This window comes from Micromonospora sp. NPDC047740 (assembly GCF_043204735.1).
GTDB lineage: Bacteria > Actinomycetota > Actinomycetes > Mycobacteriales > Micromonosporaceae > Micromonospora.
This window is the reverse complement of the sequence record NZ_JBIDCT010000010.1, coordinates 257,025-278,786: the sequence shown is the minus strand read 5'-3', so window position 1 is coordinate 278,786 and position 21,762 is coordinate 257,025. Positions and strand designations below refer to the sequence as shown.

The window sequence follows — 21,762 nt, the reverse complement described above, 5'->3', positions numbered from 1 at the left end:
TCGCTGGTAGCGTTGACCATGCCGGTACCACCCACGCGGGAGAGACCGCCCGGAAACCACCCGGACGGCGCCGAAGGGGCAGATTCCTCCCCGGAACCTCTCAGGCAAAAGGACCACGTGGGCAGGCACTGTGGAGCGCGTCAGCGCGACTCAGGGGGAGGCCGACCCGTCGACCTCGCCCCGACAAGGAGCGCCGCGCATGACAGAGCAGTTCGCCGACCGGCACATCGGCCCTGACCCCGGCGACGAGCGCCGGATGCTGGAGACCGTCGGCTACAGCTCCATCGACGAGCTGATGGACGCCGCGATCCCCGAGGTGATCCGCTGGCACGGCACCCTGGACCTGCCGGCCGCGGCCAGTGAACGGGAGGCGATCGCCGAGCTGCGCGCCCTGGCCGCCCGCAACACCGTCGCGGTGTCGATGATCGGTCTGGGCTACCACGGCACCCACACTCCGGCGGTGATCCGCCGCAACGTGCTGGAGAGCCCGGCCTGGTACACGGCGTACACGCCGTACCAGCCGGAGATCAGCCAGGGCCGGCTGGAAGCGCTGCTGAACTTCCAGACCATGGTCACCGATTTGACCGGGTTGGCCACCGCGAACGCGTCGATGCTCGACGAGGGCACCGCGGCGGCCGAGGCGATGACCCTGGCCCGCCGGGCGTCCAGGAGCAAGAGCCCGGTGTACGTGGTGGACGCCGACACACTGCCGCAGACCATCGCGGTGATCATCGGCCGGGCGGAGCCGCTCGGCATCGACGTGCGGGTGCTCGACGTCGAGCGGGACGAGTTGCCCGGTGAGTTCTTCGGCCTGCACCTGCAGTATCCGGGCGCGTCCGGGGCGGTCCGGGACCACACCGGCCTGGTGGCGGCGGCGCACCAGGTCGGGGCGCTGGTGTGTGTGGCGGCGGACCTGCTGGCGTTGACGCTGCTGCGTCCGCCGGGGGAGATCGGCGCCGACATCGCCGCCGGCACCACGCAGCGGTTCGGGGTGCCGATGGGCTTCGGTGGGCCGCACGCCGGCTACCTGGCGGTCCGGGCGGGCCTGGAGCGGATGCTGCCCGGCCGGCTCGTCGGGGTGTCGAAGGACGTCGACGGGAACCCGGCGTACCGGCTGGCGTTGCAGACCCGCGAGCAGCACATCCGGCGGGAGAAGGCGACCAGCAACATCTGCACCGCGCAGGTGCTGCTGGCGGTGATGGCCGGGATGTACGCGGTCTACCACGGCCCGGACGGGCTGCGGGCGATCGCGCGGCGTACCCATGAGATGGCGGCGCGGCTGGCGGCCGGGCTGCGGGCCGGCGGCGTGCAGGTCGCGGACGTGGCGTTCTTCGACACGGTCACCGCGACGGTGCCGGGGCGGGCCGCCGAGGTGGTCGCCGCCGCGGCGCAGCGGAACGTGAACCTGCGGCTGGTCGACGCCGACCGGGTGGGGATCGCCTGCGACGAGACGACGACCCTCGCGCACCTGGCGGCGGTGTGGGCGGCCTTCGGGGTGCCCGCCTTCGACGGCATCGCCCCTGCGGCGCTGCCGCAGGGGCTGGCGCGCACGTCGGACTTCCTCACCCACCCGGTGTTCCGCAGCCACCACTCGGAGACGGCGATGCTGCGGTACCTGCGACGGCTGTCGGACTTCGACTACGCGCTGGACCGGGGCATGATCCCGCTGGGGTCGTGCACGATGAAGCTGAACGCCACCACCGAGATGGAGGCGGTCACCTGGCCGGAGTTCGCGCACCTGCACCCGTTCGCGCCGGCGGAGCAGACCGCCGGGTATCGGGAGCTGATCGGCCAGTTGGAGGACTGGCTGGCGGAGGTGACCGGGTACGACGCGGTCAGCGTGCAGCCCAACGCCGGCTCGCAGGGTGAGCTGGCGGGGCTGCTGGCGATCCGGGCGTACCACCGGCAGCGGGGGCAGGGGCATCGGGACGTGTGCCTGATCCCGTCGTCGGCGCACGGCACCAACGCGGCGTCGGCGGTGATGGCCGGGATGCGGGTGGTCGTGGTGGCCTGCGACGTGGACGGCAACGTCGACCTGGTCGACCTCGACGCGAAGATCGACAAGCATCGGGACGCGCTGGCCGCAATCATGGTGACGTACCCGTCGACGCACGGGGTGTACGAGACGGGCATCGGGCAGTTGTGTGCGAAGGTGCATGACGCCGGCGGTCAGGTGTACGTCGACGGGGCGAACCTCAACGCCCTCGTAGGGTTCGCCAAGCCGGGCCGGTTCGGGGCGGACGTGTCGCACCTGAACCTGCACAAGACGTTCTGCATCCCGCACGGCGGTGGTGGGCCGGGTGTGGGGCCGGTGGCGGTGCGGGCGCACCTGGCGCCGTTCCTGCCCGGCGACCCGTCCGGGGTGGCGCAGGAGGGCCGGCCGGCGATCTCGGCCGCCCGGTACGGGTCGGCGGGGATCCTGCCGATCCCGTGGGCGTACCTGCGGATGATGGGGGCCGAGGGTCTGGCCCGGGCGACCGGGGTGGCGGTGCTCGCGGCGAACTACGTGGCGGCGCGGCTGCGGAACCATTTCCCGGTGCTGTACGCCGGCAACAAGGGCCTGGTGGCGCACGAGTGCATCCTGGACCTGCGGCCGTTGACCAAGGCGACCGGGGTGAGCGTCGACGACGTGGCGAAGCGGCTGATCGACTACGGGTTCCACGCGCCGACGATGTCGTTCCCGGTGGCGGGGACGCTGATGGTGGAGCCGACCGAGAGTGAGGACCTGGCCGAGCTGGACCGGTTCTGCGACGCGATGATCGCGATCCGGGCGGAGATCGACAAGGTGGCCTCGGGTGAGTGGCCGGCCGGGGACAATCCGTTGTGCAACGCCCCGCACACGGCGGCGATGGTGTCGGCGGACGAGTGGCCGCACCCGTATCCGCGGTCGGTGGGGGCGTACCCGGCTGGCGTGGACCGGGCGGGGAAGTACTGGCCGCCGGTGCGGCGGATCGACGGGGCGTACGGCGACCGGAATCTGGTCTGCTCGTGCCCGTCGCCGGAGGCGTTCGAGAGCTGACGGGTGGCGCCGGGGCGGTGCGGTTCGCCGCCCCGGCCGGTGCGTCGACGGGTCGACGCGTACGCTCCTGACGGAGCGTGATCGGTCAGGCGACGAGGGCGTGTCGGGCGGGGCCGCGGTGCGGGGCGATGGTGCTGCCGTCGGGGAGCAGTTCGCCGGTGTCCTCGAAGACGATGACTCCGTTGCAGAGCAGGCTCCAGCCCTGCTCAGGGAAGCAGGCGAGGACGCGGGCGGCTTCGCGGTCGGTCGCCTCGGCGGAGGGGCAGGTGGGTTGGTGCTGGCACATCGGGTTCTCCGGGCTGTGGGGGCGCTGTGTCATGGTTCACATGACCAGTGACGCACAGTACCAAGCGGAAGCGCGCGCTATCGAGCAGGCTTCCGTCTTGTTCACCCGAAATCGGCTGAACGGATGAGTAACAACAAGCCATTCGGCGTGGAAGCGCTCCCACGCGTCGACGTGCCCGGCGCGCCCGCCGGATGCCGGGACCGGCTCGTGGAACGGGCCCGGCTGCAGTGGCACCCCGCCGACGGCGGCGACCCCGCGGTGCTGGCGCAGGAGTTCCTCGCCGCCCACGGGATCGCCTGGCACGACCTGGCCCGCCCCGGCACGCACGACCCGACCGGGGTGTGCGGCGCCGCCCTGTACCTGTCCGCCGCCGCCGGGGCCCTGATCGCCGGCGGCGCGCCGGGGGCGCCCAGCCCCGTACCGGCGCTGCCGGACATGGTGGTGGTCGTCTACGGCCACGCGCCGTCCCCGCCCGCCCGGCCGGCCGGCGGCGGCTGGTGGCTGGGGGACTGGCGGGACAGCTGGACGCCCCGCGAGCACGAGAACGCCGTGGCCGCGGTGCGCGCCGCCATCGGCCGCGGCGACGTGTACCAGGTCAACCTCGTCGGCCACGCCGCCGCCCCGTACGCCGGGGACCCGCTGCCCGCCCTGGCCCGGCTGGCCGCCCTGCCCGGCGCCCGCTACGGCGGCACCCTGTCCGGGCTCGGCTGGGCGGTCGGCTGCGCCTCCCCGGAGACGCTGATCGCCCTCGAGCACGGCCGGCTGGTCACCCGGCCGATCAAGGGCACCCGGCCGGCCACCCCCGCCGGACGCCGGGAGCTGCTCGCCTCCGCCAAGGAACGCGCCGAGCACGTGATGATCGTCGACCTGGAACGCAACGACCTGGCCCGGGTAGCCCGCACCGGCTCGGTGCGGGTCGACGAGCTGTTCGCCGTACGCCGGTGGTGCGACCTGTGGCAGGCGGAGTCGACGGTGTCCGCGGCGCCCGCCGACGGGCTGGGCCTGGCCGACCTGCTGCGCGCGGTCTGCCCCGGCGGGTCGGTGACCGGCGCCCCGAAACTCGCCGCGCTGGACCGGATCGCGGCCCTGGAACCGGTCGGGCGGGGCGCCGGCATGGGCGCCCTCGGCTGGGTCGGGCCCGACCGGCTCGACCTGGGGCTGACCATCCGCACCGCCGCGGCCGACGCCGAACGGCTGCACCTGTGGGCCGGCGGCGGCATCACCTGGGGCAGCGACCCGGCGGCCGAGGTCGCCGAGGCGGCCGCGAAGGCCGCCCCGGTGCGCGCGCTGCTCGCCGCCGGCTGACGCCCCGCCGCGCGGCGCCGGCCGCGGGTGCGGGTGCGCGGCCCTCGGGCGGGGCCGGTCAGGCGCGGGCGAAGGCGTCCAGCGCCGCCACCACCCGCTCGCCCACACCGTGGGCGCTGCCGTGGCCGCCGGACTCCACGATCTCCAGCCGGGCGTCCGGCCAGTCCCGGGTGAGCTGCCAGGCGATGTCCGGCGGGCCGCTGACGTCGAGGCGGCCCTGCACCAGCACACCCGGGATGCCGGCGAGCTTCCCGGCGTCGCGCAGCAACTGGCCGTCGGGCAGGAAGCCGAGGTTGCTCCAGTAGTGGGTCACGATCCGGACGAAGCACGCCCGGAACACCGGGTCGGCGTAGCGGGGGCTGGGCGTGAAGCCGCCGGCGAGGGAGACGTGCACGTCCTCCCAGGCGCACCAGTCACGCTCGGCCTGCTCCCGCACGGCGGGGTCCGGGTTGTTGACCAGGCGGGCGTACGCGGCGGACAGGTCGCCGTCCCGGTCCGCCGCGGGCACCCCGTCACGGAATCGGGCCCACTCCTGCGGGAAGATCCGGCCCATGTCCCGGGTCACCCAGTCGATCTCGCGGCGGGTGTTGGCGACCACGCTGAACAGCACCAGCGCGGTGACCCGCTGCGGGTGGCGCTGGGCGTAGGCCAGGGACAGCGACGAGCCCCAGGAGGCGCCGCACAGCAGCCACCGGTCGACGCCGAGGTGCTCGCGCAGCTGTTCCATGTCGGCGAGCAGGTGGGCGGTGGTGTTGACCGACAGGTCCACGGCCGGGTCGCTGGCGTGCGGGGTGCTGCGCCCGCAGCCGCGCTGGTCGAACAGGATGATCCGGTAGGCGGCCGGGTCGAACAGCCGCCGCCAGGACGCGGTGGCGCCGGAGCCGGGGCCGCCGTGCGCCACCAGGGCGGGGCGCCCGTCGGGGTTGCCGCAGGTCTCCCAGTAGACGCGCTGGCCGTCGCCGACGTCGAGCAGGCCGTGCGCGTACGGCTCGATCTCCGGATACATGCGGTTCCCCTCCCGAGGCCCAGATACAACAGCGCTGTTACATTAGCGGACGTGACCGCCACCCCAGACCGCGAGGCGCTCGGCACCCTGCTGCGCCACGTCCTCGAGCTGCTCGACGGCGACGTCGCCGCCGTCTACGACGACCTGGACCTGGCCGACTACCGGCCCCGGTACTCACCGCTGGTGCGGGTGCTGGTCGCCGACGGGCCGCTGCCCATCCGCGACCTCGCCGCCCGGGTCGGGGTCACCCACTCCGCGGCCAGCCAGACCGTCGCCCAGATGAGCCGCGCCGGCCTGGTCGCCCTCACCCCCGGCGCCGACGCCCGGCAGCGCATCGTCACCCTCACCGACCGGGCCCGCGCCCTGCTGCCCGTCATCGAGGCCGAATGGGCGGCCACCACCACCGCCATGCGGCAGCTCGACGCCGAACTGCCCGTACCCCTGGCCGACGAGCTGTACGCGGTCCTCGCGGCGCTGCGCCGCCGCCCGCTGCGCGACCGCATCGCCGACACCGGCCTGGCCCCCACCGGCCGGCCGGCCTGAGGCGACCCCGCAGCTCCGGGCGACCCCGGCGGGCAGCCCGGAGCGGTCACCGGTCGAGGCGTTGCCAGCGGCGCGCGGACAGCGGCAGGAACACCGCGATGAGCAGCAGCGGCCAGGCCACGGCCAGGACGCCGGCGTGCTCGGCGGGCCAGGTGTCGGCGCCCCAGCCGGGGTTGCCGAACAGGTCCCGGCAGGCGGCCACCGTGGCCGACAGCGGGTTCCAGGCGGCGATGGCGGCCAGCCAACCGGGCATGGTGGCCGGGGCGACGAAGGCGTTGGAGGCGAAGCCGAGCGGCCAGACCAGGATCTGCAGCGCGGCCACCGCCTCGGGACGGCGCAGCAGCAACGCCAGGTAGACCCCGACCCAGATCATCGCGAAGCGCAGGAGCAGCAGCAGCGCCACCGCGGCGTGCAGCAGGTCGGCCAGGGCCCGCCCGGTCACCACGGCGCTCGCCTCGAGCACATCGCCCGGGAGAACCGGGCGCTGTACCTGCGCCACCCGTGGCTGCTGCAGGTCGCCACCACCCGCCCCCCGCTGGGCCCGCAGGTGATCGGGTTCCCCCTCGCCGCCCGGGTGGGCACGACCGCCGGCGAGGAGTACCAGGCCGCCGGCGACCCGGCCCGCGCCTTCGAGTTCGGGCTGGCCCGCATCCTGGACGGCATCGAGGTGCTGATCCGCAACCGGCCGGCCGGGCGGGTGGGCGCGACCGGACAGGTAACGGGCGGTTAGCCTTCCGGGCATGACTATGCGCCCGATCCGGATCATCGGCGACCCCGTGCTGCGTACCCCGTGCGAGCCGGTGACCAGCTTCGACGCCGAGCTGCGCGCGCTCGTGCAGGATCTGATGGACACGCTGCTCGGCGCGCCTGGCCGCGCCGGGGTGGCCGCCCCGCAGATCGGGGTGAGCGCGCAGGTGTTCGTCTACGACGCCGACGGCCACCGCGGCCACCTGATCAACCCGAGGCTGGAGCTGTCCACGGAGCCGCAGGACGACGACGAGGGCTGCCTGTCCATCCCCGGGCTGTACTTCCCGACCGCGCGGGCGATGCACGCCACCGCGCACGGTTTCGACCAGTACGGCCAGCCGCTGACCATCTCCGGCAGCGGGTTCCTGGCCCGGGCCCTGCAGCACGAGACCGACCACCTGCACGGCCGCCTGTACGTGGACACGCTGCGCGGCGACACCCGCCGCCGGGCGTTGCGGGAAATCCGGGCCGGGCGGTTCGACTCGCCCAGTCGGGGGTTGTGACGACGCGGGGGTGGCCGTCGGGCCACCCCCGCGTCCGCTCACCGGATCACTTCGGCGGCGGGGCCACCAGGCAGGTCGCGGTCGAGGTGTTCCCGGCGTCGTCGACGCCGGTGATCACCGCGTCGCCGCGCAGCGTGACCTTGTAGTCGACGTCGCCGGCGCCGTCCTTGACCCGGGACTGCGCCCCTGGCGCCTGCACCAGCTTGATCTTCGTGCCGGCGGGGAACGGCCCGAACTTCACCGACGGGTCGGCGGCGTCCCCGATGTACACGTCCACCTTCGTGTCCACCAGGTCGGTGGCGGTCAGCTGGTAGAACCCGTCCGGGTTGTAGGAGCCCGGAACGTTGCCGCCGCTCGGGTTGTTCGTCGGCACGCACCGCGTGGTCGGGGCGGTGGTGTCCACCACCCGCATCACCGCGGTGTCGTTGCCGGTGTTGCCGGCCGCGTCGGTGGCGGTGCAGGTGACCGTGCTGGCGCCCAGCGGGAAGGTGCTGCCGGGCGGCGGCGCGCACGTCGGGGTCAGCGGCCCGTCGACGTTGTCGGTCGCGCTGGCCGGGTAGTTGATCACCGCGCCGGCGGGGCTGGTCGCCTCGACCGTCCGGTCGTCGACGACCACCGTCGGCGGGGTGACGTCGTTGACCTTCACGCTGATGTGCTCGACGAACTCCGGCCCGCCGGAGAGTCCGTTGAGCAGGAAGTCCACCGTGCAGTGCAGGGTGGCGCCCTGGGCGGCGTTCCCGGCCACCGTGATGGTCTCGGCGAACGGCACGTCGCTGCCGCTCTGCTGGGTCCGCGACGCGGCGTCGAAGCTCACCGACAGGCCCGGGTCGCAGGAGGTCACGGTCGGGGTGACGGTGACGTCCAGGTTCCGCAGCCCGTTCAGGATGGCCGCGGTCACCGTGTCCGGGGCGCTGCCGACGACCTGGCCGCCGGTGGCGGCGGCCACGCTGCTGGCCTGGCCGGCGGCGTCCAGCCCGCCGCCCCCGCCGCTGACGTTGACGGCGAGCAGCCGGGCGGCGTCGGCCTGCAGCGCGGCGGTGGCCTGCGCGAGGGTGTGTCCGGCGCTGGGGTCGTGGCTGGGTGCGTCACCGACCAGCACCACGATCCGACTGCTGCCCGACCGGTAGGCGATCGCGCCGTCGGAGACCTGGAACAGGGCGTTCACCCACGCCTCCGGGGTGTCGCCACCGCCGGCGGCGGCCAGCCCGTCCACGGCGGTCTGCAGGGCGGTGGCGTCGGCGGTGAGGTCCTGCCGGACCCGGAACAGCTCCGGCCCGTCACCCTCGTCCCGGTAGGAGGCGACCGCGAACTCGGCGCTGGGCTGTGCGGTGCGGACGTTGGTGATCACCTGCTGGAGGTTGGTCCGGACGTTGGCGATCGCCGGGCCCATGCTGCCGGTCGTGTCGACCAGCAGCACCACGTCCGGCTTCGGCGGGATCGGCGGCGTCGAGACCACTTTGCTGATCGGGATCGTCGCGCCCGGATCGGCGGACCGGTCCACCGTGCCCGGGTCGACCCCCGGGGCCGCCCAGGCGGGGGCCGCCACCGCGGTCACCATCGCGGCCACGGCGGCGACGGTCACCCCCCTGGCGCGCCCGCGGGCCACTGCTGTCAAACCCATCGTGTCTCCTTCGACTCCGCCGCGCCCGCCCCGGACGCGGCCTCGAAGCAGACGCTAGGGGCCCGGCCGAGCCCGGCCGGTCCGACACATGCCCAGGTCAGCGTCGGGTTGTTGACCCGGCGTGGCGGCTGGACAGGGCAGACTGGCCGGCCGCGTCGTCACGGGCGGCGGCGCAGCGCGCACTCGGTGAAGTCGGCGACCCGGGTGAAGCCGAGCCGCTCGTAGAGGCGCACGGCGGCGGTGTTGTCGGCCCGGACGTTGAGCGTCACATGCTCGACGCGGGCCCGCAGCCGGGCGCAGAGCGCGGCCACGGCGGCGCCGGCCAGGCCGCGGCCGCGGGCCCGTGGGTGGGTGGTGACGTTGCCCAGGGCGGCCACCCGCCAGGTGGGGGACCAGACGTGCACCCCGGCCACGGTGACCAGCTCGCCGGCCTCCCGGATCCCCACGTACTGGCCGGTGTCCAGCATCCGCGGGTCGAACCAGTTGTCCGGATAGGCGACCGCGTAGAGGTCGAGCAGCGCCGGCAGGTCGGACCGGTCGAGCACGTCCCCGGCGGCGGTGGCCCGGGCCAGCCGGTCCGGGTCGGTCAACGCCATCCGGTGGTGCACGGCGGCGTCGGACACCTCATACCAGCGGGCGACGGTGGCGTCCAGGCCGGGGGAGAGGTGCGCCCACAGCCGGGCCGGCAGCACCGGCGCGAGTTCGCCCAGCAGCGCCGCCAGCTGCCCGGTCCGCTCCGGGGTGGTGAACGCCAGCAGCGTCGGCAGGTCGACGCCGTGGTAGAGCAACGCCACCTGGTCGCCCCGGCGGTACCACGACGTGTAGGGCCAGAAGAAGTCGTCCAGGTCGCCCAGCTGGTAGGCGTGCAGCACCGGGTCCCGGCCCAGCAGGTCGGCCAGGACGGTCCGGTCGTGTTCGGCGCGTACGGGCATCCGCCGATGATCACACGGCGGCGGTCAGCAGCCGCCGGGGCGTCCCGTCTCGGCGGGCAGGTGGTCGTGGGCCCAGCGGGCCAGGGCGTCCAGGGCCGGCAGCAGGGCGGCTCCCCGGTCGGTGAGCTGGTAGCTGACCCCCACCGGCGGTCCCTCCCGCACGGTGCGGGAGACCAGGCCCACCCGGCACAGCTCACCGAGCCGGTCGGACAGCACCGACTCGCTGATCCTGGGCAGCGCCCGGGCCAGCTCCGCGAAGCCGGCGGGCCCATTGGCGAGGGTGCCCAGCAGCACCCCGTTCCACCGCTTGCCGAGGAACGCGAAGGCCCGGGCCAACCCCCCGTCGCAGGAACGGGGCGTGTGCTCCACCTGGGGCCTCGTCGTCATGCCCTCAGGATACGCGCTACGCTCGCCCCGCAAGGCACTACTAAAAAGCTAGCTACTCCCGTGCATGGAGTAGCGCCGCTGAAACGAGGACCCATGAGCGACCTGATCACCCTGCACCCCGAAGCGCAGGCCCTGCTGTTCACCGACGCCCGCACCGCCAACACGTTCACCGACGAACCGGTCAGCGACGCGCAGCTGCGCACCATCCACGAGCTCGCCAAGTACCCGCCCACCGCCGCCAACACCCAGCCGCTGCGGGTGCTGTTCCTCCGCGACGGTGAGCCCCGCGAACGGCTGCTCACCCACATGAACGAGGGCAACCGCGCCAAGACCGCCACCGCGCCGGTCGTCGCCGTCCTCGCCGCCGACACCGACTTCCACGAGTTCGTCCCGCGGGTCTTCCCGATCCGCCCGCAGATGCGCGACGCCCTCGCCGAGGACCCCGCCGGCCGCGAGCAGATGGCCCGGTTCAACGCCACCCTGCAGATCGGCTACTGGCTGCTCGCCGTCCGCGCCGCCGGCCTGGCCGCCGGCCCGATGGGCGGCTTCGACGCCGCCGGCGTCGACAAGGAGTTCTTCGCCGACAGCAGTTGGCGGTCCCTGCTCGTGGTCAACATCGGCAAGCCCGGCCCGGACGCCTGGTTCCCCCGGCTGCCCCGCCTCGACTACGACGAGGTCGTCCGACACGCCTGAGCCGACGCGGTGGCGGGCCGGCTCAGCCGGCCCGCCACTGGTCGTAGCCCAGCTTCACCACCAGGGCCAGCACCACCACCAGCAGCACCACCCGGACGAAACCGGCGCCGCGCCGCAGCGCCATCCGCGCGCCCAGCGCGGCACCAGCGACGTTGCACACCGCCATCGCCGCCCCGAGCAGCCACCACACGTGCCCGGTGGCCGCGAACACCACCAGCGCGCCCAGGTTGGTGCCCGCGTTGACCACCTTCGCCATCGCCGAACCCTGCACGAAGTCCGCGCCGATCAGCGCGGTGAACGCCAACACCAGGAACGTGCCCGTGCCCGGGCCGATCAGGCCGTCGTAGAGGGCGATACCCACCCCGGCCACCGCCACCGCGGCCGTCACCCGCGCCGGCGTACGCCGATGCGGGTACGACACCACGCCCAGCCGCGGCCGGGTCAGCACGAACACCGCCACCGCGAGCAGCACCACCAGCACCACCGGCCGGTACGCGCCCGCCGGCACCGCCCCGGCCAGCGCCGCGCCCAGCCCGGCGGTCAGCACAGCCAGCCCGGCCGCCGGCCCGGCCACCGCCCAGTCCAGCTTGGTGCGCCGCGCGTACGTCATCGCCGCGGTGGAGGTGCCGAAGATCGCGGCCAGCTTGTTGGTGCCCAACGCCGTGGCCACCGGCACGCCCGGCGCGGCCACCAGCAGCGCCGGCAGCAGCAACAGCCCGCCACCGCCGACCACCGCGTCCACCCAGCCCGCCAGGGCCGCCGCGGTCAGCAGGGTGGTCAACGACAGAGGGTCCACGGGCGGCCATTCTTCCCACCGCCGCCGCCCCGACGAGTGCCGCTGTGGCCAGGTTCACCGCCGGCTCAGCGGCCCCGGCGCCGCCGCAACCACAGGCCCGCCGCCGCCACCGCCACGAACACCAGGATCGAACAGACCAACGCCTTCAGCACCGGGCAAGCCTGCCACGGCGACGTAGGGTGTGCAGGTGCGCCTGGCCACGTTCAATCTGCTGCACGGCCGGTCCCTCACCGACGGACTCGTCGACCCCGACCGGCTCGCCGCCGCTGTCACCGCACTCGACGCCGACGTCCTCGCCCTGCAGGAGGTCGACCGCGACCAGTCCCGCAGCGGCAAGCTCGACCTCACCGCCATCGCCGCCCGCGCCCTCGACGCCCCCGAGCACCGGTTCGCCGCCGCCGTCGTCGGCACCCCCGGCGAAGCGTTCCGCCCGCTGACCCACGACGACGACGGCGACGGCGAACCCTGCTACGGGGTGGGGCTGGTCAGCCGCCACCCGGTCCGCTCCTGGCAGGTCACCCGGCTGCGCCCGGCCCCCGTACGCTCCCCGGTCTACGTTCCCGGGCCCGGCGGCGGGCTGGTGCTGCTGCGCGACGAACCCCGGGTGGTCCTCGCCGCCGTGCTGGACACCCCGTACGGGCCGCTCACCGTCGCCGCCACCCACCTGTCGTTCGTCCCCGGCTGGAACGTGCTGCAACTGCGCCGCGTCGTGCGGGCGCTGCGCACCCTGCCCGCCCCGCGGATCCTGCTCGGCGACCTGAACCTGCCCGCCGGCCCCGCCGCCCTGCTGTCCCGGTGGCGTCCCCTCGGGCGGCGTCCCACCTACCCGGCCGGGCAGCCCCGCGTCCAACTCGACCACATCCTCGCCGACCGGCAGGGCCGGGACCGGTTGCCGCCCGTCACCGCCGTCGACACCCCGCTGTCCACCATCTCCGACCACCGGCCGCTGCTGGTCGACCTCGGCTGAGGCGTGCCGGGAACCCCTACCGTCGGGGAGGCGCGCGGCGCGACGGAACAGCCAAACCCGTCCGGCCGCCGGGCGCCCGTGATAGCGATGGGACGTCGAGGGGAGGGGCCAGCCATGTCGCTGACCGGCCTGCCGCTGCTCATCACGATCGGGGTCATCGCCGCCGGCGCCGCTGTCGGCACCGCCCGCACCTGGCGTCGCCACGGCCGCTGGCAGGCCCTCACCCGACCCGTCGCCGTCCTGCTCACCGAGGTCCTCGCCCTGCTGGCCGTCGGCCTCGCCGTCAACCGTGCTGAAGGGTTCTATCCCACCTGGGGCGACCTGCTGCCCGCCGGGGTCGCCCGCCACGACACCGACCCCACCCGGTCCGGGCGCCTCGACCGCTGGATCACCAGCCGGGCCGGCGCGGCCCCCACCACCCCGGTCGCCTTCCCGTGGCACCCGCCGCGCGGCGGTCGCTGGCCGGTCACCGCCACGCCCACCGTGGTCGTGCCCGCCGACTACCCGCAGCACCCCACCCGCCGGTACCCGGTGATCGCCGTCCTGGCCGACCACGCCACCGGCGCCGGGGAGGCCACCGCCGCCCGCACGGTCCAGGCCGACACCGGACCGGTGATCGTCGTCTTCACCCACCTGCGGCCCACCGCCGCGCCGGCCGTCCTCACCGAGGCCCTGCCCGCCGGCCTCGCCCGCGACCTGCGGGTCACCAGCCACAGCTGGGCGCTGATCGCCCCGGCCGACCTGGCCGGGCTCGCCGGGGCCGTGGTCCGCGCCGCACCCACCCGCTATCCCGCCCTCGCCCTCGTCGACGACGCGCCGGAACCCGGCGGCGTCGCCGTGCCGGCCGACCTGCCCGCCACGGAGACCGTCGCCGTCATCGGCGCGGCCACCCACCAGCCCGGCCGCCCCGCCGACCCGCTGCCCACCGCGCTGCGCTGGGCCTGCCGGCAGACGCCCGCACCCCTGGGCGGGCCCGCGCCGCTGATCCCGCCGCCCCCGCAGGCCGGCTCCCCGACCGGTGGGCGGTGACCGTGGCCCCCGACAGCCTCGCCGCCGCGCTCACCGCCACCAGCGTCGCGGTGGCCGCCGCCGTGCTGCTGTCCGCGTTCTGGGACCGCGGCGCCGGGGCCCGCCGCGTCGCCGGGCGCGCCGCCACGGCGCTGCTGTGCCTGCTCACCGCCGTCGCCGCCGCCGGGATCTGGGTCAACCGGCAGGTCGACACCTGGACCAGCTGGTCGACGCTGCTCGGCCGCGACTCCGCCGCCGCCGACGCCGCCGCACCCGCCGCCGGCCCCGGCGGGGGACGAGTCGTCACGCTCACCGTCGCCGGCGCCGCCAGCGGTCTCACCCTGCACGTCGCCGCCTACCTGCCGGCCGCCTACGACCGGCAGCCCACCGAACGGTTCCCCGTCGTCGAGGCGCTGCACGGCTACCCCGGCTCACCCGCCGCCTGGCTCAACCGCCTCGCCGCCGCCCGGCACCTCGACCAGGAAATCAGCGCGGGCCGGATGGCGCCCACCGTCGTGCTGTTCCCCCCGCAGACCCCCAGCCCGCTGCTGGACACCGAATGCACCAACCTGGTTCACGGGCCGCAGGCGGAAACGTTCCTCACCGTCGACGTGCCGGCGGCCGCCGCGGCCCAGCTGCGGGTGCGCACCGACCGGGCCGGCTGGGGGCTGATCGGCTACTCCGCCGGCGGCTACTGCGCCACCAACCTGGCCCTGCGCCACCCCGACCGGTACGCCGCCGCCGCCAGCCTCTCCGGCTACGCCGACCCCGGCATCACCGTCGGCGACGGCAGCGAACACACCCTCAACGACGACCGGTGGCGGCTGCGGCACCTGCCCCCACCGGCCGTCGCCCTCTACCTGTCCAGCGGCCGCGCCGACCGCAAGGCCCACCACGACGCCGAGACGCTGCGCTGCCTGGCCCGGGCGCCGCTGGCCGTCACCACCGCCTACGTCGACGGGGGCGGCCACAGCATGTCCGTCTGGGAAGCCACCGAGGATCCCGCGTTCGACTGGCTCTCCAGCTGGCTGGGCCGCCCCGTCCCCGCCACCTGACGTGGGCGGCCTCAGGCCATCCCGGCCGCCCGCTGCGCCGCCCGGACCGCGTTGCGGAACAGCATCGCCACCGTCGTCGGGCCCACCCCGCCGACCCGCGGCGTGATCGCCCCCGCCACCGCGGCACACGACTCGTCGACGTCCGGCAGCAGGCGCCGCCCCTCGTACCGCACGCCGCCGCCGACCACCACCGCGCCCGGGCGCACGTGCTCCGGCTGGATGATGCCCGGCACGCCCGCCGCCGCCACCAGGATCTCCGCCCGCCGCGTGTAGCGGGGCCAGTCCGCCACCCCGGTGTGCACCACCGTCACCGCCGCGTTGGCCGTGGGGCGCTTCTGCGCCAGCAGCATCGCCAGCGGCCGGCCCAACGTGGCGCCCCGGCCCAGGATCACCACCTCACGGCCGGACACCGGCACCCCGTGGTACGCCAGCAGCGCCTCGATGCCCGCGGGCGTGCACGGCAGCGGACCCGGCAGGCCCAACGCCAGCCGGCCCATGTTCACCGGATGCATCCCGTCGACGTCCTTGTCCGGGTCGAGGACCTGCAACGCCCGGTCGTAGTCCAGGTGCCCCGGGATCGGATGCTGCACCAGCACCCCGTGCACGTCCTTGTCGGCGTTGAAGCCCTCCAGCACCGCGTGCAGGTCCGCCTGCGACGCCGAGGCGGGCAGGTGCACGTGCGGGGAGACGAACCCCAGCTCCGCCGCCTGCCGCTGCTTGATCCGGATGTAGCCGGCGCTGGCGTCGTCGTCGCCCACCAGGACGGTCGCCAGGGCCGGGGTCACGCCGGCGGCGCGCAGCGCCTGCACGGCCTCGGTGACCTCCGCCAGCACCTGGTCCGCCACCGGTTTGCCGGACAGGATCCGGGCGGTCGTTTCCACAGAAGACATGGCTCACCTCGCCCGCGGAGGCCCAGGCGGTCGACCCCCGCGACGAGCTCCCCGATGGTTGCTGCCATCCCCGTGCCGCCAGTCGCGTCCACGCTCAGCCTGCCACATCCCACCCGCCGACCGCACGCGACACCTCCCACCAGCCGGGCAGAGCCGCCAGCACCTCGTCGGCCCGCCGCCGCCGGTCGGCCGCCGAGGCCACCCCCAGGTCCGCCACCGCCGCCTCGAACGCCGGCCGCAACGCCACCTCCCGCGCCGGCGCGTCCGCGGCCAGGATCGTGTGGCAGCGGGCGTACGTCGCCACGATCCAGAACATCGCCTCCCGGTGCGCGCCCGCCCCGACCAGCTCCGCGCCGCCGTCCACCACCACCGGCCGGGCCGCCGGCGTGATGTCCGCACCGAAGGCGAACGGCGTACGCGCCACGCGTGCCGCCTCGTCGAACGTGCGCGCCAGCCCCGCCAGATGCTCCCGCACCCGGGCGGGGGACATGCCACCGCCGTCCAGCCAGCCGAGCAGTTCCCGGTACCGGTCGGCCAGCCCGTGCCCGGCCAGCACCTGCCGGGCCAGCACGTACCGGCGGCGGACCGTCGGGTCCCGCCGTGCCGCCACCACCGGCAGCAGCGCCGTCAGCGACGTGGGGAACAACCACGCGGTCACCTGGGTGTGCAGCGGCGCGGTGTCGTCGAGCCGTCGGAGCCCGTCCTCGACGCGCCGGCGTACCCCGGCGCACCGCCGTCGCACCCACCCCGGGTCGGTGAACCCGGCCGCCACCCGATCCCGGATCGCCGCCAGCCGGCCCGTGGGGTCCGCGATCACGGTGTCGGTGCGGAACATCGGCGCGTACACCCACGACCCGAGCACCTCGTCGGCCGACCCGAGGTCCGCCCAGGTCAGCTCGGTGACCTCCAGCAGCACCCCGCGGTGGCGGAACTTGCCCAGCTTCCCGCCGGGCTCGTCGCGCACCAGCAGGACGTCCACGTCGGACGACGCGGGCAGCATCGCCTGCTCCGGCAGCGCCACCGTGGAGCCGCTGAAGAAGGCGCCCCGCACGGCCGGGTCGTGGCGCATCCGCTCGCGTACCCAGTCGACCGCCACCGCTTTCGCCGCGCCCACCCGCATCGGGCAATGCTGCCATGGCGGCGGCCGGTGGCTACGCCCCGGCGAGGGGGAACTCGTCGAACAGCACCACCCGGGCGGCCGGATCGGCGGTGTCGAAGCGATACGAGCGGACCAGTCCGTCGGCGGTGTCCAGCAGCGTGAACACGGTGATCTCGTTGCTCGCCACGTAGGGCAGGGCGGTGCCGTCCGGGCCGGTCAGCGGCGCGACGGTGGGGACGACCGGGGCCAACCCACCCGGGTCGCCCTGCTGGACGTACCCGGGCGGCAGCTCACGCGACCGGCCGGACGTGACGTCGTAGGCGCCGTAGCTGTTGCCGACGTTGGAGGTCTCCAGCCAGTGCACCCCGGCCGCGTTGCGGAACCGGTTCCACACGTGTGAGTGTCCGTTGAGGACCAGGTGGACCTGCGCCGCGCTGAGCAGCGGCTCGACGTCGCGCAGGATGTGGTCGTCGCCGAGTGGATAGTGGTAGGTGATCCCACCCGGCCGCACCGTCGGCACCGGGTCGGTGAACGGCGGCGCGCAGTGGTGACCGAGCCCGTGGCTCGGGTGGTGGAACATCACCACCCGGTACCGGGCCGCCCGGGCCGCGGGGGACGCCAGTTCGTTCGCCAGCCAGCGGTACTGCGCCGAGCCGCGGGCGATCGGTGCGAAGATGAACTGGCCGTGCCCCCACCGCTGCGGGCGGTCGACGTCCTGGGCGGCCTCCTGGAACTTGCCCCGCCCGATCGGCTTCGGCGAACGCCACACCGCCGTGGCGAACAGGCTGATCAGATGGACGTCGCCGATCGTCCGTGACCACCAGCGCGGCCCGCCCGCGTCGCTGCGCGGCACCGGAAACAGCTCCCCGTAGGTGGTGACGTCCCAGTCGTCGGGCCGGGCGTCGTTGAACTGCTCCTCCAGCGAGCCGGTCTCCGACCAGCGCCCCATGACCTCGTGGTTGCCGATGGCCGGGTAGAGCGGGCTGTTCGGCAGGATCGGCGCGCCCGGCCAGCGGCCGGTCGCCCGGCCGGCGAAGCTGGCGAAGAAGGCCGGCCGGCGGGTGCTGTCGAACCAGTCGCTGGCCCGGTCCGGCACGTTGACCATGTCACCGGCCATCAGCACGCCGTCCAGGGCGGTGCCGGCCGTCTCGCCGACCTGGGCCAGGTTCGCCGGGACCATCGGCATGAGTTGGTGGTCGCTGGTCAGCAGCAGCCGGACCGGTCGTCCCGGCGGCACCGCCGGAGCCAGGCTGTAGCTGGCCGTGACGGTGATCTGTCCGTCGTCGTCGATCGACACCACACGGTACGGCAGGCGCCCCGCCGGCAGCCCGCCGACCTCGGCCAACTGCCGGTACACCGGGCGCCGGGTCACCCCGACGTACGCCCGGCCCGGCACCGACGATTCGGCGTCCTCCCGCATCCGCGACAGGGGCCGGGTCTCGGCGCGGAACCGCCGCCACCCGCCACCGGACTCGGCGGGACCGGTCGCGGCGGCGTACGCCGCCTGCTCGGTCATCTCCGGCACGTCCCCGCCGACCAGGACGACCTGGCACCGGCCGGCGCGCTCGGTGTGCCAGAGCACGTGGACTCCGTCCGGCTGCGGGTCGAGCAGGTACGGTTCGCACAGCAACGTCACCGCACGAGTATGCGGGCCGCCCGCTCCGCGCTGCGTCCCGTGGCACTGTCCGGGCCCGCGAGTAGGAGAACCTCCACCGCGGCAGGCCGAGCCTCCCGTTCTGCTGAGGAGTCGTCACCCGCCCGACGGTGGCTGTTCGGTCGGCGCGGCCGCCCAGCCCGGGCGGACGAGACCTGTCTCGTAGGCCAAAATCACGAGCTGAACTCGATCTCGGACGTCGAGCTTGGCGATGGCCCGAGTGATGTGGGTTTTCACCGTCAGTGGGCTGATCACGAGGTGACCGGCGATGGCGTCGTTGGACAGGCCGCTCGCCACCAACCGGACGATCTCCCGTTCGCGCTCCGTGAGTGCGGCGAGCCGCGCCGAACCGGTGTCGGCCGCCGGCCGGTGAGCGAGTTGCGCAATCACGCGGCGGGTAACGCCCGGTGAGAGCAGCGCTTCACCGGCCGCCACGACCCGTACGGCCCGGCGCAGGCCCTCCGGGTCGATGTCCTTGGTGAGGAACCCGCTTGCCCCTGCCGCCAGGGCGGTGAAGACGTACTCATCTGTTTCGAAGGTGGTGAGGATGACCACCCGGCTGCCCTGCAGTTGCCGGTCGGCGACGATCTGCCGGGTGGCGGCGATCCCGTCCATGCCCGGCATCCGTATGTCCATCAGCACCACGTCGGGCCGCAGCGCCCGGGCGGTGCGGACTGCCTCGTCCCCGGTCGATGCCTCACCGAGGACGACGATGTCGCGGTCCCGCTTGAGCAGACTGCGGAACCCGGAACGAACCAAGTGCTGGTCGTCCGCGAGGAGCACGGTGATCGCCATGGTCACCCGGTCACCGGAATCGACGCATGCACCGTGAACCCGGACTCGGCGGCTGGACCGGCACGCAGGGAACCGCCGAGCGCGTTGACGCGTTCACGCATCCCGGCGATGCCATGCCCGGCGGAGTCCGCGTTCCCGGGTTCGCCAGCCGGTCCGCTGATCTTTGGGAGGTCTATATCGCTGGTGGTGGCAGTCCAGCCGACCTTGGCGCACGTGCCGTTGTCGGTGACGGTGACGGTGACCCGGGCCTGTTCGTAGCACAGTGCCACCACGGCCCGGGTTGCCCCAGCGTGGCGGACGGTGTTGGTCAACGCCTCCTGCACGATCCGGTAACTGGCCAGCGCCACCGGGGCGGGCACCGCCGACCGGTCGCCGGTCTCCTGCAGCTCCACGTCGATCCCGGCGGCACGCACCTGCTCGATGAGGATGGCCAGCCCGTCCAACTGGGCCGCCGGCGACTCGATCGTCGGCGCGGACCCGTCGCGCAACACATCGACCAGTGCCCGCAGGTCCGCCATCGCCTTGCCGCGCACGTCCTGGGCCAACTGGAGCGCGTCCCTGGCCTCATCGGGCGCCGACTCCAACGTGTCCAAGGCCACGTTGAGGTGCACCCCGACCACGGCGAGGGTGTGCGAGACCAGGTCATGCAGCTCGCGTGCGATCCGTACCCGCTCCTCCGCCCGCCGGCGCCGGGCGTCAAGCTCGCGTTCGTACGCGGATTGCGCTACCCGGGCGGCCAGTTCCTGCTGCCAGCCGCGCCGGTTGCGGTACGCGACACCGATCGTCACCACGAGAGCCAGCCAGAACACCTCGCCACCGACCCGGCCGACCACCAGATTCGGGCTGTACCCGAGCACCGCCCACTCCCAACTGGCGGCATAGGCCAGAACGACCGCGCCGATGCCGACAGCCCAGCCGATGCGCCCGATCATGACAGCGTGGGCGAACAGGACGGTGGCCGGCCAGACCCAACCTCCCTCCACCAGGCCGGCACCCCGCATCGCCGTCACCGCCGCCACCGAAGCGAGCAGAGTGACCAAGGGCCACCGCCGACGCAGCATCACCAGAATGGCGAGGGTCTCGGCCAGCGGAACTGCGCCGTACACGGTCACGCTGCCACCGGTGAGCGCGATTCCCGTCGGCACGCCGACCAGGGTCAGCACGGCCAGGACCGCGGTGACGGCCCAACGCGGCAACCCGGTCCACATCGTAGGCAGCGCGGTGGAGGAGCGTTCCATCGATGCAGCCGCCTGTGTCATCAGAGGATTATCCTCCCCGCGCGATACGGCGCAGCCCGCCCGCCGCGACAGCGAGCCAGCCGACGTAGGCCCACACCATCACCCGCTCGGCGAGACCGGTGATGGTTGCCCACGGTCCGACCGCCAAGGAGGGGCCGCCCTGCACGTCGAGGAACGTGATCATGAACAGGACGAACGCGACCACTGACAGCGCCGTAGTAACGGCCAGCCCACCGGCGACCGAACGCCACCGGGAGTCCCGGCGCCACACCCGGCTGAGCACGACCGCAGCTGCGGGCAGGACCGCGAAGGCAAGCAGCCCGGCAACGCCGTGCAGCGTGCCGGCCGTAGTCGGCGGCTTGTCCCAGCGGCCGGGCGGGTCGGCCGGAAACACGCCGGCGACCAACAGAGCAGACGTCCAGACACCGAGCAGCACCAGACCGGCACGCCCGCGGGTGTACGCAGCAGCCAGCCACGTCAGTGTCCCCGAAGCGACAGCCAGGGCCAGCACGCCGAGCGGAACCAGCCACCCGCCACGCGGAGCGTGCACATAGTGGCTGATCATCGCCTCGGCCGGGCTCCAATCCGGGTTGATCACGTCGACCACAGCGAAGCCGATCAGCGGCAAGGCCAGCCCACCTAGCACGCCCTCCACGGCAATCCGGCGGGCGGTGCGCGCCGAGCCCGGCACCGCTGCGGGCTCGATCGACTGTGGTCCAGGGGATGTCGGCGAAGTGTCGGCCGGGCCAGCGCTCAACATGGAGCCTCCTCACTCGGGAATGCTCCGACGCTATGAAATCCCGGCCTGCGTCGCGTCATCCCAGGGATGTCACCTTGATCGACGCCGATCGAGTACCGCCTACACCAATCGGTGTAGCCGTCACCCGCTCCTGAAACGCGAGCCGACAGCCAAGCACTGGGTCAGTCACCAGCCGGCTGCCCACCCGTGATCGCCGGACTGCTGGTCGCGGCGGCACTCGGCCCGAGCACCACCGGCGCCGCCGTCGCGGTCGCCGCCACCGCCTGGGCGCCACTGGCCGCGCACACCGCCGCCCTCGTCTAGGACGAACGCGGCAGCGGCCACGTGCAGGCCAGCCGCATGCTCGGGGCGAGCCCCACCCGCATCCTCCGCACCCACGTGCTACCCGGGGTGCTACCCGCGGTCACCCGCCACGCCGTCCTACGGCTGCCCGGCATCGCCCTGGCGATCGCCTCCCT

22 protein-coding genes, 1 pseudogene and 1 riboswitch are annotated in these 21,762 nt (G+C 74.3%); of the genes and pseudogenes, 10 read left to right on the top strand and 13 right to left on the bottom strand.

From position 1 onward, the window contains the following. Positions 1-26: 26 nt before the first annotated feature. Positions 27-126: riboswitch (glycine riboswitch) on the top strand. A 73-nt stretch (positions 127-199) separates the two neighbouring features. Next, positions 200-3,019: an aminomethyl-transferring glycine dehydrogenase gene (gene gcvP / locus ACGF4F_RS20815; protein WP_393079286.1), complete on the top strand. Its 2,820-nt coding sequence runs from the start codon at positions 200-202 to the stop codon at positions 3,017-3,019. An 85-nt stretch (positions 3,020-3,104) separates the two neighbouring features. Here the strand turns inward: gcvP and ACGF4F_RS20810 are convergent, their stop codons facing one another. After that, positions 3,105-3,305 carry a DUF5999 family protein gene (locus tag ACGF4F_RS20810; RefSeq protein WP_036371784.1) on the bottom strand — a complete coding sequence of 67 codons (201 nt, stop codon included), beginning with the start codon at positions 3,303-3,305 and terminating at the stop codon, positions 3,105-3,107. Between the two features lie 123 nt (positions 3,306-3,428). On the opposite strand from ACGF4F_RS20810, the gene ACGF4F_RS20805 reads away from it, so the two are divergent. Continuing rightward, the gene (locus ACGF4F_RS20805) at positions 3,429-4,610 is read left to right on the top strand and encodes a chorismate-binding protein (protein ID WP_393079283.1); all 1,182 of its coding nucleotides are present in this window, start codon (positions 3,429-3,431) and stop codon (positions 4,608-4,610) included. A 58-nt stretch (positions 4,611-4,668) separates the two neighbouring features. On the opposite strand, the gene pip is transcribed toward ACGF4F_RS20805, so the two are convergent. After that, the gene (gene pip / locus ACGF4F_RS20800) at positions 4,669-5,616 is read right to left on the bottom strand and encodes a prolyl aminopeptidase (protein WP_393079280.1); all 948 of its coding nucleotides are present in this window, start codon (positions 5,614-5,616) and stop codon (positions 4,669-4,671) included. A gap of 51 nt (positions 5,617-5,667) precedes the next feature. Here pip and ACGF4F_RS20795 point away from each other — a divergent pair, with 51 nt between their 5' ends. Then, positions 5,668-6,159, top strand: coding sequence for a MarR family winged helix-turn-helix transcriptional regulator (locus ACGF4F_RS20795; protein WP_393079277.1), 492 nt, complete (start codon positions 5,668-5,670; stop codon positions 6,157-6,159). 46 nt (positions 6,160-6,205) lie between these two features. Here ACGF4F_RS20795 and ACGF4F_RS20790 read toward each other — a convergent pair whose 3' ends face one another. Then, entirely contained in the window at positions 6,206-6,601 is a 396-nt protein-coding gene (locus ACGF4F_RS20790) for an ABC transporter permease (protein ID WP_393079274.1), read from the bottom strand. On the opposite strand from ACGF4F_RS20790, the gene ACGF4F_RS20785 reads away from it, so the two are divergent. Both ACGF4F_RS20785 and def read left to right on the top strand, forming a co-directional pair. Further along, entirely contained in the window at positions 6,569-6,889 is a 321-nt protein-coding gene (locus ACGF4F_RS20785; protein WP_393079271.1) for a TetR/AcrR family transcriptional regulator C-terminal domain-containing protein, read from the top strand. The genes ACGF4F_RS20790 and ACGF4F_RS20785 overlap by 33 nt on opposite strands. 10 nt (positions 6,890-6,899) lie before the next feature. After that, positions 6,900-7,409 carry a peptide deformylase gene (gene def, locus ACGF4F_RS20780; RefSeq protein WP_357438607.1) on the top strand — a complete coding sequence of 170 codons (510 nt, stop codon included), beginning with the start codon at positions 6,900-6,902 and terminating at the stop codon, positions 7,407-7,409. Positions 7,410-7,455: 46 nt separating this feature from the next. On the opposite strand, the gene ACGF4F_RS20775 is transcribed toward def, so the two are convergent. The 3 genes from ACGF4F_RS20775 to ACGF4F_RS20765 form a co-directional block, all read right to left on the bottom strand. Continuing rightward, complete coding sequence (locus ACGF4F_RS20775) at positions 7,456-9,030, bottom strand: VWA domain-containing protein (RefSeq protein ID WP_393079268.1); 1,575 nt, start codon at positions 9,028-9,030, stop codon at positions 7,456-7,458. 158 nt (positions 9,031-9,188) lie between these two features. Beyond that, positions 9,189-9,962, bottom strand: a complete 774-nt coding sequence (locus ACGF4F_RS20770; protein WP_393079265.1) for a GNAT family N-acetyltransferase — start codon at positions 9,960-9,962, stop codon at positions 9,189-9,191. A 24-nt stretch (positions 9,963-9,986) separates the two neighbouring features. Beyond that, positions 9,987-10,349 (bottom strand): winged helix-turn-helix transcriptional regulator, encoded by a 363-nt coding sequence (locus tag ACGF4F_RS20765; RefSeq protein ID WP_393079262.1) that lies wholly within the window; start codon positions 10,347-10,349, stop codon positions 9,987-9,989. A gap of 93 nt (positions 10,350-10,442) precedes the next feature. On the opposite strand from ACGF4F_RS20765, the gene ACGF4F_RS20760 reads away from it, so the two are divergent. Then, positions 10,443-11,042 carry a malonic semialdehyde reductase gene (locus ACGF4F_RS20760; protein WP_357438614.1) on the top strand — a complete coding sequence of 200 codons (600 nt, stop codon included), beginning with the start codon at positions 10,443-10,445 and terminating at the stop codon, positions 11,040-11,042. A gap of 22 nt (positions 11,043-11,064) precedes the next feature. Here ACGF4F_RS20760 and ACGF4F_RS20755 read toward each other — a convergent pair whose 3' ends face one another. Then, positions 11,065-11,838, bottom strand: a complete 774-nt coding sequence (locus tag ACGF4F_RS20755; protein WP_393079259.1) for a sulfite exporter TauE/SafE family protein — start codon at positions 11,836-11,838, stop codon at positions 11,065-11,067. Between the two features lie 187 nt (positions 11,839-12,025). Here ACGF4F_RS20755 and ACGF4F_RS20750 point away from each other — a divergent pair, with 187 nt between their 5' ends. From ACGF4F_RS20750 to ACGF4F_RS20740, 3 genes are all read left to right on the top strand, one after another. Continuing rightward, entirely contained in the window at positions 12,026-12,805 is a 780-nt protein-coding gene (locus ACGF4F_RS20750; protein ID WP_393079256.1) for an endonuclease/exonuclease/phosphatase family protein, read from the top strand. A gap of 114 nt (positions 12,806-12,919) precedes the next feature. Next, complete coding sequence (locus ACGF4F_RS20745; RefSeq protein WP_393079253.1) at positions 12,920-13,834, top strand: hypothetical protein; 915 nt, start codon at positions 12,920-12,922, stop codon at positions 13,832-13,834. Then, complete coding sequence (locus ACGF4F_RS20740) at positions 13,831-14,868, top strand: alpha/beta hydrolase (RefSeq protein ID WP_393079250.1); 1,038 nt, start codon at positions 13,831-13,833, stop codon at positions 14,866-14,868. Before ACGF4F_RS20745 ends, ACGF4F_RS20740 begins: the two co-directional genes overlap by 4 nt. An 11-nt stretch (positions 14,869-14,879) precedes the next feature. Here the strand turns inward: ACGF4F_RS20740 and ACGF4F_RS20735 are convergent, their stop codons facing one another. The 6 genes from ACGF4F_RS20735 to ACGF4F_RS20710 form a co-directional block, all read right to left on the bottom strand. Beyond that, positions 14,880-15,758 carry a bifunctional 5,10-methylenetetrahydrofolate dehydrogenase/5,10-methenyltetrahydrofolate cyclohydrolase gene (locus ACGF4F_RS20735; protein WP_393079247.1) on the bottom strand — a complete coding sequence of 293 codons (879 nt, stop codon included), beginning with the start codon at positions 15,756-15,758 and terminating at the stop codon, positions 14,880-14,882. A 94-nt stretch (positions 15,759-15,852) separates the two neighbouring features. Further along, entirely contained in the window at positions 15,853-16,878 is a 1,026-nt protein-coding gene (locus ACGF4F_RS20730; protein WP_393079245.1) for a hypothetical protein, read from the bottom strand. A 31-nt stretch (positions 16,879-16,909) separates the two neighbouring features. Beyond that, the gene (locus ACGF4F_RS20725; RefSeq protein ID WP_393079242.1) at positions 16,910-18,493 is read right to left on the bottom strand and encodes a metallophosphoesterase family protein; all 1,584 of its coding nucleotides are present in this window, start codon (positions 18,491-18,493) and stop codon (positions 16,910-16,912) included. 114 nt (positions 18,494-18,607) lie between these two features. After that, positions 18,608-19,306 carry a response regulator gene (locus ACGF4F_RS20720; protein ID WP_393079344.1) on the bottom strand — a complete coding sequence of 233 codons (699 nt, stop codon included), beginning with the start codon at positions 19,304-19,306 and terminating at the stop codon, positions 18,608-18,610. A gap of 2 nt (positions 19,307-19,308) precedes the next feature. Then, positions 19,309-20,565, bottom strand: coding sequence for a sensor histidine kinase (locus ACGF4F_RS20715; protein WP_393079239.1), 1,257 nt, complete (start codon positions 20,563-20,565; stop codon positions 19,309-19,311). A 7-nt stretch (positions 20,566-20,572) separates the two neighbouring features. Next, complete coding sequence (locus ACGF4F_RS20710; RefSeq protein WP_393079236.1) at positions 20,573-21,172, bottom strand: DUF998 domain-containing protein; 600 nt, start codon at positions 21,170-21,172, stop codon at positions 20,573-20,575. Between the two features lie 471 nt (positions 21,173-21,643). Between ACGF4F_RS20710 and ACGF4F_RS20705 the strand changes: the two are divergent. Then, positions 21,644-21,748: pseudogene (locus tag ACGF4F_RS20705) on the top strand (hypothetical protein); the annotation flags it as partial. Between the last annotated feature and the right edge of the window lie 14 nt (positions 21,749-21,762).